Raw genomic sequence first — 12,287 nt, forward strand, 5'->3', positions numbered from 1 at the left:
AGACGAAGACACTGTAGTAAAATATATGGCTTGGAGGCAAAATAACGCTTGGAGAAATCACAATAACGCGTATGCCTATTGGTGTCTAAGAAAAATGGGTTACAAACCATCAGAAACAGCTAGGATATTGAAAGGAATGAAAACAGAAGAAATTCATAGAACCCTATTTAGACATGGAATAAATTTGGATGAGACACCTCTATGGCAAAAAAGAGGAATCCTCCTATACAAGGAACCCATTACAAAGAAAGTTAAAGGGCTAGAAGTCACTCGGTGGAAGGTTAAGGAAGACTGGAACTTACCCCTATTCACAACAAGAGACGGAGTGAAATTAATCCATCAAATCCTTGAATGGGCAAGAAGAAAGGAGGGCTCAATTGTCAAGGAATGAGAAACTAAAAAAAATTGAAGAATTAAGCCAAAGACTTGCAGCTCTAAAAGAACAAAAGGAAAAATTAGACGCTGAAGCAAAAAAATTCGCTGAAGAAAGAGACAAGCTTAACAGTGAGTTTAAACGTTTAAGGACTGAAGCTCTAGACCTAAAAAAGGCTAGGGATGAAATAAACGCGGAAGTCAAAAAACTAAAACAGCAAAGGAACCAAATAAAAACAGAAATCAACCAGAAAGCAGGGGAATTGAAAATCTTAACGGTTAAAATCAAAGGTTTAATGGCAAAGAAACCTTCAAAAAGTTTCAGCAATCTTCAAAAGGAGGTTGAAGCTATTGAATGGAAAATTCAGACAACACCGCTAAGCCTTCAAGAGGAAAAACGGCTTATTGATCAAGTTAAACGCTTGGAAGCCCAGATAAGCATTCATAAAAAAATTGAACAATTAAACCAACGAAAGCTTGAGTTAACAACAGAGCTTAAAGCCCTTGAAGCAAGGGCAAGAAGAATTCATGAAAGCATGGTGAAAGAGGTTGAAAAAAGCCGGAGAATCCGCGAAGAAATGATAAGAAAACACGAGGAGGCGAAAAAACTTAAGGACAAAGCTGATAACGTCCATAAACTCTTCCTGCAGGTAAAAGAAAAAATTGCGCCAGTTAAAGAGGAGCTAAAGAAAACGGTCGAAGAGATGAGAAAACTAAAAGAGGAGATGGCTGTGGAAACAGAGGAGGAACGGAAGAAAAGGGAAGAAAGCCTCCAAGAAAATGTTGCAAAAAGTGCTATAGAAAAGCTGAAACGTGGCGAAAAATTGTCATGGCAAGAATTTAAGATTCTAGCGGAAAAAGGTTTGGCATAAAATTAAAGTAGCTTCACATATTTATTGATTTGGAACAGAGACGAATGACATCAAGGGACAAAAAAGAGCAGAGAAGAATTCTAATTCTATGCGTTGACAGAGATGGCGATATAGGAACAAAAACTGAGATTAAAACACCATTGATTGGCAAGGAGGAAAACCTTAATGCCGCAGTGGCCCTAGCTTTGAAAGATCCGGAGGAACCAGACGCAAACGCCATGTTCGAAGCTATCCGCCTCTACGATCGTTTAATCGGCGAAAACAAACCTGAAGAAGTTTTCGAAATAGCCACGATATCTGGGTTAGAGTTAGGCGGAGTTGGCGCCGACAGAAAAATAGTTGCGGAGTTAAGTGATGTTTTAAAGGTTTTCCCAGCCAATGAAGTCATTCTGGTTACTGATGGCTATTCAGACGAAGCTGTTTTGCCTCTCATAGAATCAAGGGTGCCTGTTTCCTCGGTTAGAAGGGTTATCGTGAAGCACAGCGAATCGATAGAAGAAACAGCGGCTTTGTTTACAAGATACCTCAAGATGATTATGGAGAATCCGCGCTACTCCCGCATAGCTTTGGGATTACCTGGAATTCTTCTATTAATTTTAGGCGTATTAGCCATATTTGGGATGGTTCATTATTATTTGATGGCTTTTGTTATTGTTTTAGGAGCCTACTTATTTGTGAAAGGGTTTGGAGCTGACCGGTTGGCGAAACGGCTATACGTTTGGATAAAGGAGTATTCACCTCCACCCCTTCCAGTACAAATTTCAGCTTTCTCAACCCTTGCAGGCCTTTTATGCATCGGAATAAGCATATACGTTGGGTTAAGCGCTGTGGCCGATTTGGGTTTAGATTGGTCCAACTGGCTGAGCCTTCTACCTAAAACAGTGGGCGTTTTTATCACGACTTCTAAAGACCTTGTGGTTATAGGTGTATGTTTAGCCCTAACTGGAAGGGCCATAAGATGGTATTTTGAGAGAGACGCGCGACTTTTACGTAACGTTGCCTTAATAGTTTTAATTGGGTGGACTAGACAGATTCTTGAGGAAGTATCACGCATTCTAATCAATCCTCAAGGAGGCTATGAAACATTAATATTCTCCATAGTGATTGGCGTCCTGATAGGTATAGCCTCGATTTTGGTTATACTCGTTATTCACAGGTCGGCTAAGGGTTTCTTCAAGAAAATGTTGGGGGAACATAAAGAGCTTGACGAAAGCTGAAATTGCAGTCATAGGTGGGACAGGATTCGAAAAACTTTTTGCAGAAACAGAAAAACTTCGCATCGGAACACCCTACGGCATTCTCCCTTCAGTTTCATTTGGGAAGATAGGTGGCAAAAACGTTGCCTTCATTCCAAGACACGGACCAGAACACTCAATTCCTCCTCATAAGGTGAATTATAAAGCGAACATTTACGCATTGTATCAGCTTGGTGTCGAAAGGATCATAGCAGTAAACGCTGTAGGTGCCATAAACAAGGACTTCAAACCAGGCGACCTTGTAGTTCCACATGATTTCGTCGATTTTACCAAACAAAGGCCTACAACTTTCTATGACGAAGCCCCGGTCACACATGTTGACATGTCTCAACCATACTGTCCAGAGATACGTGACACGCTGATTAAATGCGCTGAAGGGATTGGCTTAAACCTGTGGAGCCGCGCTGTGCTCGTTTGTACGGAAGGCCCACGCTTCGAGACCCCAGCTGAGATTGAAATGTTTAAGCGTTTAGGCTTTGACATTGTTGGCATGACTGGTGTTCCAGAGACCGTGCTTGCCCGAGAGTTAGAAATATGCTATGCAACGGTCTGCTTTGTATCTAATATGGCTGCCGGCATGCAGGAACGTCTAACGCCAAAGGAGGTCTATGATATTTCCAGAAAAGTTCAGCCTAAAATAGAGCAACTCTTAATTGAGGCCATTAAAGCTTTACCAGTAGAACGTAAAGGCAAGTGTTCATGCATGGATGCCTTAAAGAACGCGAGGATTAAATGATGCTGAAATCCTTTCTTTCAGTTATTGGTGCCTACAAACTTTATGAGAAGTGGCTTTGGCATCAAGTCAAAAACAACGAGAAACCAGAACATATAGCAATAATTCTTGACGGCAATAGGCGATGGGCTTCAGAAAAGGAACTTGCCCCGTGGCGTGGCCACAAAGAGGGTGCTGAGAAAGTTGAACAACTCCTAGACTGGTGTTTAAAACTTAACATAAAGTCTATAACCCTTTATGCTTTCTCAACGGAAAACTTCCGACGCCCAAAAGAGGAAGTTGAAGAAATCATGCGGATTGCAAGCGAGAAATTGCAAAAAATTTTGACGGATGAAAGAATTCACAAAAACAAGGTATGCGTAAAGGTGATTGGCAGAAGACACCTTCTGCCGGAGCATCTGCAAAAACTTATAGAAGACGTGGAAAAAGCCACTCAAAACTATGACAAACATTTTTTAAATGTTGCATTTGCCTATGGAGGAAGGGCTGAAATAGTTGACGCTGCAAGGAAAATCGCTGAAAAAGTGTACAGTAAAGAGCTGAAGCCAGAAGAGGTCACTGAAGAATTATTCGAGAGATACTTGTACACGTCGCACCTGCCCAAACAAGACCCAGACCTCATTATCAGGACTTCCGGCGAGGAACGGTTAAGCGGCTTTCTCCTTTGGCAGTCTGCCTACAGCGAACTCTGTTTCTTAGATGTTTACTGGCCTGATTTTAGATTAATCGATTTACTTAGAGCAGTACGTACTTTTCAAAAGCGTAAAAGACGGTTCGGTGCTTAAGCTTTCTAAGCTCTTTTCTTGGCACTTACTATTGAGATTATATCTCTATCTTTAAGGATGTAGTTTTCGCCGACTCTTTTGCGTTCTCTGGCCTCCACGGCGTAAATGAAGCTTTCGCCGAGCTCCGTGTGGATCAGGTAGGCAAGTTCCCGAGCCGTCGTCCCGTAAGGCACTAGATATGCGTCAGGCAAAACTCTTCCGCTGTGATCTGATAAATGTTCCAAATCTTCTACAGGATAAACCGTGATCATGTTTAAGAGTTTGAAGTAGGCCATATTTATAGCGTCCTGAACCCCGGTGGAGCCAAACTTCAGCAGGACTTTCTCTCTTATAGTTTCTAGGGCTTTAACTTGATTTTCAGTTAATCTTCCACGGTCCAGTATTCTGAAAGTGCTGTCTCCAGGTCTGTACTCTATTAGCTTTTTCTCCGCAGCCCTTCGCAATGCCAATTCAGCTTCGGCGCAGCATGGAACCACTAAATAGTTCATTTTCTTCATTTTCTCGAAGTTTTCTTCAGCTGTTGGTATGTCCATCTTGTTAGCCGCGATTAGCATGGGTTTGGCTATCTGCCTAAGCGTGTCAATAAATCTAAGGAAGTCCTCCTCGCTCCAAGCCGTTGGTTTATCCGCATTTAACCCTGTTCTTCTAACCGCCTCAAAAATGTGAGCTCGTTTGATGGCTAGTCCGCTAAGTCTCTCCTCCAAGATTGAAAGGAGATCCTTTGAAGCAGATTCCGCGGTTCTGGCGATCCTCGGCCAGTCTTTCTTAAGCATGTTTGCAATCCACATAGTTATTTCATGCTCAAGAAACTTCACATCCTCCAAAGGGTCATGCTCGCCCGGCTTGCAAATCCTGCCTTCAGAGTCTGTTCCACCAGAAGCGTCGACAACGTGGATCAGAACATCAGCTTTTCTTATTTCATCTAGAAACTGGTTGCCTAACCCTCTACCCTGCCACGCGCCGGGCACGAGGCCAGCGCAGTCTATGAATTCTACTGGAATAAGCCTTTCTCCCTCAATGCATATTGAGTTTACCGGTGTGTCTTTTACGTTGAATTCTTTGCAGACGCAAGGCGTCCGTACATAGCCTACCCCCCTATTCGGCTTTATCGTCGTGAAAGGGTAATTGGCGATTTCAGCAGGTGCCAAAGTTGCAGCGCTGAAAAATGTTGATTTTCCCACATTGGGTTTTCCAACTATGCCAAGCAGCCTCGAATAAGTTTTTTGCATTAGCCTCCCGTCTGCTTGATGTTTAAGTTAAAGTATATGCCTATGCCTTATATCTGGATACTGGTTGTAAAAATAAATTGCAATTTTAGAAACCATCAGCAAAAGGGTTATTGGGATAGCAAAAGCCATTATGTATGATGGAAAGGTACACTGGAGTTAAGTTTAAAACGAAATTTTTGCGGAAAGAGCCGCCTGAAGATAAAAGAATTGCAGAGTTGGCTAAATGGTGCAAGATGTTCCATTTGCATGGGCTTGCACCGGTTGTTAATGGCAAATCTATGGGAAACTTGAGTTTTAGACTCATGGAAGGATCAAACGAGTTTATAATTACCGCGTCTGGGCTTGGCCCTAAAGATTCGCTCAGCCCAGAATGTTTTGTTAAAGTAGTTAGCTGTGACATGGATAGTCGAACAGTCTATGTTCACGGAGTTAGAGAACCCTCGTCTGAAAGCTTTCTACATTACAGGATTTATTTTCTGAGACGAGACGCTCAAGCAGTTTTCCACGGTCACGACACGGCAATAACCGAGCATGCGAAAGAATTGGGGGTTGTTGAAACCAAAGAGTGGAAGCCCTATGGTAGTCTAGAGCTTGTTAGAAGCGTTGAAGAAGTGTTAAACAAGAACAACTTCTTAATTATGAAAAAGCATGGTTTTATATCAATCGGTACCTCAATGGAAGAAGCAGGAAGACTTACCTTAGAAAAGAAGAAGGTTGTTGAAGGGCTGCTAAATAAATTTTAGAAGAAAGCTGAGAGCTTAAAAGTGTAAAACATTGTATATAGGCTTCCAACTTTTGCAGGGTTAGTCTTTTGGACTTTGCGCTGCAAACTCTATCGCTAGTAACAGTCCCCTGGCCACTTCCAGGAGATTTATTGCAATTATTAAGGCAATTAATGATGTAAACTCAACAGTAAACATTAAATTCCCAAAATTTGCCGTTAAGACTCCCCAGTTTGTCGCGTAGGTTAAATATATCATTAAAAAGAAAGCCCTTGCAATTATTAAAATATACTTGTAAATTGTGCCTTCGGCTAGTGCAATAGTGAAGGTGAAAAATAGTAAACCCCAAGCTATTGTTGAAAAAAGTTTTGGGTATTCTGGAAAACCTGCCAAAAACATAGATGTTAAAAACCATACTATAAGCCATAAAACTGCGGAGGCCGCGGTTATAAGAACCGCCCTGGCAATTCTCGAGCTAAACTTCTGACCTCTTGGCTTAGGCTCAAGCTCGCTCATGGTTTAGTCCACCATTCTTCAAGAATTTTCAATTCAGCAAAGGACAGGCAAACTAAAACCCTATCAGTCATTTTTGAAAAATCAACAACTACATCAACAGATTCTTGGAAAGCCTCCCCAGCGGGAACATTCAAATCTAGCGAGGCTATCCCAATCCTTTCATTGTTGGAGTTGTATAATTCAATTGTGAAGGGACCACTTATAGAAAAAGAGGCATGGTTATTGAAGCTCATGTAAAATGAAAAAACATGTGTTATCTCGTTGTAATCCACCGTGTATGTTAAATCGTGGAAGGGTGCGCCCCAGCGCATGGACGAATTGTAGGCTATATTAAAGGCTAGTGTATACGCTACTCTAAAATGTAGCATTATGTTTAAATCTAAATCGGCATCCTCTGTCAATAATGTATGGTCTTTTTGAAAAATTTCCACTATGTTTGCAGTAAAGCTGCAACTTGTGTTAACTATTTGACCCGCTGGTATGCTGGGTAAGTTTTTTGACATAGTTGCTATGATTGTGCCTATCTTTCTGATCCTAATTTCTATGTTCACGTCTGAAATATCGTAAAAGCCTGTGTTATTCACGTATATGGGCATGTTTATGGAGATGTTCCCATTAGTAACCGTGAATGTAGGCTCTTGAACACCCACATTTCCTCCTTCAGCCAACTTGAACAAAGAGAAAGCCACCGAGATCGGTAAAGCCAAAGTGATAATCCATAGGAGGATAATCATCCATCCAAGAGCCTTAATAGTTGGACGCAAAACATGACCACCGTGAAGTCTAGGCTTTTTCCGCTGGTTTTTCTCCGAGCTTTGGCGGCTGCGCCACAAGTTTAGACTCTCTGTAAAGTTGTATTCCCCTTATTGTTGCGATGGAACCAGTCCATCCCATGATTCCAAGGAACATTATCCTTATAATGGCTTCAGCTATCGGTCCAAGTATCTCTCCAAGGGCTTTCGAAAGGTCCATGCCCGTCTTAATGTTCAATACAGATGTCAGCATAAGAAAAGCTGTGATGAACGTGAAAATCAGCAGCAGCAAACCCACAATTATCATGACGTAAGCCATTAACTCTGCCTTTTCAATTTTCATTTTACCATCGCACCTGATCAAGTTTTATGACCTAACTTCTCTATAAACTTGTATAAAAACACTATGTCCCGGTTTAGAAAAGCTCTAAAACTTACAACTCCAAGATCGTATGTACGCCCCTGATTACTACGCGGAACGCGTCCGAAAAATCAGGAAGCCTTCGAGGTTCTTGCACTTCAAAACGATTAAAATAGCCTCAAGTTAAGTAATTTAGCCACTCTGCCACATTGTTTTGTTAAACCTTAACCTATATAGATGTTGCATAACATTTCCACTTTTAGTTTCACCGTTTTTCACAAACATAGTTTGTAAGCGTAATACTGCAAAACATTGTTAACCTATTTCTCACCAAAAAGGCTGTATGTAGTCTCTAACCCTAAACTTGACACCCAGTTTTTTTGCGATTTCCTCTATTGCGTTGATGTTAACTTCTGGAATCCGCACAGCTGTTACCTCTACGTCCAAAAGTTTCTTGGCTTTTTCAATGAATTCTAAAATGCTCTCGAAAGCGTTCTCGAAGGCTGGTCTGCAGACTTGACTGTATGTTTCCTTGCTGTGGGCGTTTAGGCTTACGCTCACCTTGTCTATGCCGGCGGTTTTCAATTCTTCTACGACGGCTCGTCCCTTGTTAAGCAGGAAAGCTTGCCCGTTTGTGTCTATTCTCAATGTCACAATTTTCCCGTAATGACTTTTTATCCACCTACTAACCTCTAGTACGCAGTCCAGCCGTTCTAATGGCTCACCAAACCCGCAGAAAACCATCTCCCTCCAGTTTCTCCTATTCATAACATTCTCAAGTTCTGCGATCACCTCAGCAATCGTCGGCTCTCTTTCAAGTTTTAAGCTGAAACCGCCAACACCATCCCGAAAGTTCCTTAAGCAAAAGTAACAGTTGTTTGAGCATCTGTTGGTTATGTTAAAATAGAGATTTTCCCCAAGCCAATAGACTAAACTAGCCTTTTTCTTGCTGGACATTTTAGTTGCCTCTCCCTCGATTTAGACTGTTTCAATAAAAATCTTAAAAATTGGCGAATTTAGCCTTTGAGCTTTTTCGATAATGCTCTTTGACTTGTCGTGGATATATAACCTATTGTCACATGGAAGCTGTCAATAATATCTCGCAAGTATATCATTAAGATGAAGGTTAGAATAAGTTTAAATGCTGAAAGCTTCTAGGTTTCTGTTATTCCGGCGAGGGAGAAACGTGACAAAGTATGTTTTCGTTACTGGCGGTGTTTTAAGCTCTGTAGGTAAGGGTATTGTAACCTCTTCCATCGGTAAAATGCTCCAGGCAAGGGGCTATAATGTAACGGCTATAAAAATAGATCCTTACGTGAATGTTGACGCTGGAACCATGAATCCTTACATGCACGGCGAAGTCTACGTGACAGAAGACGGTGGCGAAACTGATTTGGATCTTGGCTGGTATGAACGTTTTCTCGATCTAAGCTTGAAAAAAGAGAATAACATTACAACTGGAATAGTTTATAAGGCTGTTATAGAGAAGGAACGCCGTGGAGACTTTCTTGGAAGATGTGTCCAAATAGTCCCACACGTTACCAACGAGATTAAGAGTCGCATAAGGAGCGTTGCGGCGAACTCAAGCGCAGACGTTGTATTAACAGAAGTTGGTGGGACGGTTGGTGACATTGAAGGATTGCCTTTTCTAGAAGCTATACGCCAAATGCGTTTGGAGGAAGGATTTGAAAACACTTTGTATGTTCATGTGGCTCTAGTCCCGATTCTAGATGTTACAAAAGAAATGAAAACGAAACCACTGCAGCACAGCGTTAACGAGCTTCGCCGCATTGGCATTCAGCCAGATATAATTGTTGCACGGTGCTCACAAATGATAGACTCTGAAACTTTAAGAAAAATAGCATTATTTGGAACAATACCGGAAAACGCCGTTTTCTGCTCTTACAACGTCGAATCTATTTACCAAGTTCCGCTTATCCTTGACGAGCAAGGAATGGGCAATTTCATTTGTAGGCGACTCGGGCTTCTGGAACGCATACCAGACTATAACGACTGGAAAAAATTTATTAACGCCATACTCAATCCGGAGCATGAAATTAAAATAGCGCTTGTTGGAAAATATGCGGGTTTAGTCGACAGTTACGTAAGTATGAACGAGGCGCTCCGCCATGCAGGAGCAGCATGTAGAACAAAAGTTTGCATTCACTACATTGAAGCTGAAATTTTCGAGAAGAACCCAAACAATGTTGAGATACTAAAAGATTTTGATGGAATCTTTGTTCCCTATGGTTTCGGTCCAAGAGGAGCTGAAGGAAAAATTGCGGCCATAAAATTTGCAAGGGAAAACAATATACCTTTCTTGGGGATATGCTTTGGCTTTCAGTTGGCTGTGGTGGAGTTCGCCCGCAACGTGTGCAGTTTAGAAGGAGCCAACAGCACTGAAATAGACCCTGACTCACCACATCCAGTCATTGACCTTATGCCTGAGCAGAGGGGCATAGAACTCAAAGGAGCCACGATGCGACTGGGCGCGCACAAAGTACTCATAAAGCCGGGCACTTTGGCGTATAAACTTTACCGAAGCGAGGAAATCTTTGAGCGTCACCGCCACAGATTTGAAGTGAACATAGACTACCTAAAAAAATTTGAAGAGAACGGTCTCATGTTTTCCGGCAGAAGCCCAGATGGCAAAAGGATGGAAATCCTAGAGTTGCCGAATCACTATTTCTTTCTAGCATCTCAATTCCATGGTGAGTTTAAAAGTCGACCCGGTAAGCCTAATCCAGAATATTACGGTTTTGTGAAGGCTTGCTTAGATCGTAAGCTTGGAAAAACAAAACTAGAATTTTAAAGCTAATGTTTATAAGCCTATCTCTTGGGCAATTCCTCTTAAACTGTTTAAGGCTATCTCAAAAAATCTCTCCTTAGGAATTCCAATTTCCTCGCATAGGAGAATTCTTTCCCTTTCGACCCCCCTTGCAAAGTCTTTGTCTTTGAACTTTTTCACCACCGTCTCTACCTTTACTTCTGCCAATTTTTTAGAAGGCATCACGAGAGCACATGCCACCAGCAAACCTGAAACTGCGTCACTGGCGATTAATGCCTTCTCCATTCTGCTTTTCGGCTCGACACCTGTATGTTTGAAATTGTGCGCTTTTATCGCCCTCAAAAGTTCTTTAGGCACTGCTTCCTTGAGGATTTCCTCTGCAATTAGGGAGTGCTTTTCTGGTGAAGTTTCTGTCTTCTCATAGTCCACGTCGTGTAGTAGGCCTACTAGACCCCATTTTTCTTCATTTTCCTCGAATTGTCTTGCTAGACTCCGCATTATCGCTTCCACTGCAAGCATGTGATAGAGAATGTTCCTTTTCGATACATGCTTTCTAACAATGTTTAAGGCTTCTTCTCTTGTCAGCATGAGTTGCCCCTTCAGCTCGTCTTTCTAATTTTTAACCATTTAGTCTTTTCGAGTGCATTCTCCAAAATTTGACTGTCCACTGGAGCGTAAACAGAAACGCTCGATGTGTATAAGGTATGGAAAATTAAGGAAATCGTGAATTGGACAAAGTATATAATTTGGCTTTTAAGAATTTTCTGGGTCGATGTGAGATGTAGGTGAACATGGTTTCAGCCAAGCCTAAACTCACTTGGAAAACTGTGGTCTTGCCGCTGGTGGGCATAGCGGCCTTCCTTGCGTATCTATACTTTTTCCGAGCGGATATGCCTGAAATTGTTGCAACTATTCGAACAGCTGACACGCTCATATATTTTTTGGCCGCTTTACTAATCTTTGTTGACACTTTTCTTTACGCAATGGCTTGGCGTAGTCTTCTATTACACTTGTCCGTGAAACTTTCAGTTTTAAAGTCCTACCTATACGTTTGGTATGGAACATTTATGGACTTAATTATTCCAGCTGAATCCATAAGCGGAGAAATTTCAAGAATCTATTTGATCACGAGAGAACATGGAAGCGACGTGAGCGGTAAAGTTGTTGCCTCTCTTGTAGCTCATAGACTTATAAGTATGGGCGTCGGTTTGGCAACACTTATTGTTGGGATAAGCTTACTTTTGGCAGAATCCCATCTTAGCAGTCTAATTTTTAACTTAAGCCTATTTTTAATAAGTGCAACTGCGTTCTTTCTAGTTTTCCTTCTATTTTTGTGTATAAAGAAAGACTGGACCTTAAGGATTATTGACCGCTTGTTAGAGATTGTTGGTCATATCATTAAAGGGAAATGGAACCTTGCAAAAGTTAGGGGAGACATCCTTAGAACTGCTGAAATGTTCCATGATTCCATGCGGGAATTTGGGCGCGCTCCAGAGATAGTATTCTTGTCCATTTTTTTGTCAAGTCTTTCATGGCTTTCTTATTTAGCTATCTCATATATGGTTTTCGTGGCAATAAGATTTCCCACAAGTTTTCGCCTTTGGAGTGTAATTTTGGTAACACAAGCCATAGTGGCAGCTATAAAGTCTATTCCAGTGGGTATTCCATTTGAGGTTGGTTTGCCGGAGATAACCATGACAACCATCTATGTAGTTTTAGGAGTGCCTATGGGTGTAAGTGCGACAGCAACCATACTAAGCAGGCTCTTAACAGTGTGGTTGAGATTTTTCGTAGGGTTTGCCGTCCAAGAGTGGATTGAAATTAAGGCTGTGAAAGCCTCGCTAAACGCTGGTCTAATAGAGAAAGGCTAAATTTCGCCGTGAAACTTTTTAGTAATGAAG

14 protein-coding genes are annotated in these 12,287 nt (G+C 41.6%); 8 read left to right on the forward strand and 6 right to left on the reverse strand.

Features of this window, described 5'->3' with window-relative positions; all coding sequences use genetic code 11:
- Positions 1–25 precede the first annotated feature (25 nt).
- Genes KEJ24_00115 through uppS form a run of 5 tightly spaced genes read left to right on the forward strand, consistent with a single transcriptional unit; the run spans position 26 to position 4,018 of the window.
- Positions 26–391, forward strand: coding sequence for a hypothetical protein (locus tag KEJ24_00115; protein ID MBS7646233.1), 366 nt, complete (start codon positions 26–28; stop codon positions 389–391).
- Positions 378–1,244 carry a hypothetical protein gene (locus tag KEJ24_00120; GenBank protein MBS7646234.1) on the forward strand — a complete coding sequence of 289 codons (867 nt, stop codon included), beginning with the start codon at positions 378–380 and terminating at the stop codon, positions 1,242–1,244. Before KEJ24_00115 ends, KEJ24_00120 begins: the two co-directional genes overlap by 14 nt.
- Before the next feature lie 44 nt (positions 1,245–1,288).
- Complete coding sequence (locus tag KEJ24_00125; protein ID MBS7646235.1) at positions 1,289–2,461, forward strand: DUF373 family protein; 1,173 nt, start codon at positions 1,289–1,291, stop codon at positions 2,459–2,461.
- A gap of 1 nt (position 2,462) precedes the next feature.
- A complete protein-coding gene (gene mtnP / locus KEJ24_00130) occupies positions 2,463–3,236 on the forward strand; it encodes an S-methyl-5'-thioadenosine phosphorylase (protein MBS7646236.1) in 774 nt (257 codons plus the stop codon).
- Positions 3,236–4,018: a di-trans,poly-cis-decaprenylcistransferase gene (gene uppS, locus KEJ24_00135; GenBank protein MBS7646237.1), complete on the forward strand. Its 783-nt coding sequence runs from the start codon at positions 3,236–3,238 to the stop codon at positions 4,016–4,018. The genes mtnP and uppS overlap by 1 nt, the downstream gene beginning before the upstream one ends.
- 5 nt (positions 4,019–4,023) lie before the next feature.
- Here uppS and KEJ24_00140 read toward each other — a convergent pair whose 3' ends face one another.
- The gene (locus KEJ24_00140) at positions 4,024–5,247 is read right to left on the reverse strand and encodes a redox-regulated ATPase YchF (GenBank protein ID MBS7646238.1); all 1,224 of its coding nucleotides are present in this window, start codon (positions 5,245–5,247) and stop codon (positions 4,024–4,026) included.
- A 134-nt stretch (positions 5,248–5,381) separates the two neighbouring features.
- On the opposite strand from KEJ24_00140, the gene KEJ24_00145 reads away from it, so the two are divergent.
- Complete coding sequence (locus KEJ24_00145; GenBank protein MBS7646239.1) at positions 5,382–5,990, forward strand: class II aldolase/adducin family protein; 609 nt, start codon at positions 5,382–5,384, stop codon at positions 5,988–5,990.
- A 60-nt stretch (positions 5,991–6,050) separates the two neighbouring features.
- On the opposite strand, the gene KEJ24_00150 is transcribed toward KEJ24_00145, so the two are convergent.
- From KEJ24_00150 to KEJ24_00165, 4 genes are all read right to left on the reverse strand, one after another.
- Entirely contained in the window at positions 6,051–6,485 is a 435-nt protein-coding gene (locus KEJ24_00150; protein ID MBS7646240.1) for a hypothetical protein, read from the reverse strand.
- Complete coding sequence (locus KEJ24_00155) at positions 6,482–7,249, reverse strand: hypothetical protein (protein MBS7646241.1); 768 nt, start codon at positions 7,247–7,249, stop codon at positions 6,482–6,484. The genes KEJ24_00150 and KEJ24_00155 overlap by 4 nt, the downstream gene beginning before the upstream one ends.
- Before the next feature lie 19 nt (positions 7,250–7,268).
- A complete protein-coding gene (locus KEJ24_00160; protein MBS7646242.1) occupies positions 7,269–7,580 on the reverse strand; it encodes a hypothetical protein in 312 nt (103 codons plus the stop codon).
- A 345-nt stretch (positions 7,581–7,925) separates the two neighbouring features.
- On the reverse strand, positions 7,926–8,555 hold the full coding sequence (locus KEJ24_00165) for a TatD family nuclease-associated radical SAM protein (GenBank protein ID MBS7646243.1): 630 nt from the start codon (positions 8,553–8,555) through the stop codon (positions 7,926–7,928).
- A gap of 229 nt (positions 8,556–8,784) precedes the next feature.
- On the opposite strand from KEJ24_00165, the gene KEJ24_00170 reads away from it, so the two are divergent.
- Complete coding sequence (locus tag KEJ24_00170; GenBank protein MBS7646244.1) at positions 8,785–10,410, forward strand: CTP synthase; 1,626 nt, start codon at positions 8,785–8,787, stop codon at positions 10,408–10,410.
- Positions 10,411–10,419: 9 nt separating this feature from the next.
- Here KEJ24_00170 and KEJ24_00175 read toward each other — a convergent pair whose 3' ends face one another.
- Positions 10,420–10,971 (reverse strand): HDIG domain-containing protein, encoded by a 552-nt coding sequence (locus KEJ24_00175; GenBank protein MBS7646245.1) that lies wholly within the window; start codon positions 10,969–10,971, stop codon positions 10,420–10,422.
- Between the two features lie 206 nt (positions 10,972–11,177).
- Between KEJ24_00175 and KEJ24_00180 the strand changes: the two genes are divergently transcribed.
- The gene (locus KEJ24_00180; GenBank protein ID MBS7646246.1) at positions 11,178–12,257 is read left to right on the forward strand and encodes a flippase-like domain-containing protein; all 1,080 of its coding nucleotides are present in this window, start codon (positions 11,178–11,180) and stop codon (positions 12,255–12,257) included.
- The last annotated feature ends 30 nt before the right edge of the window (positions 12,258–12,287 follow it).

The sequence above is a fragment of the Candidatus Bathyarchaeota archaeon genome, assembly GCA_018396705.1.
Taxonomy (GTDB): domain Archaea; phylum Thermoproteota; class Bathyarchaeia; order Bathyarchaeales; family Bathycorpusculaceae; genus DRVP01.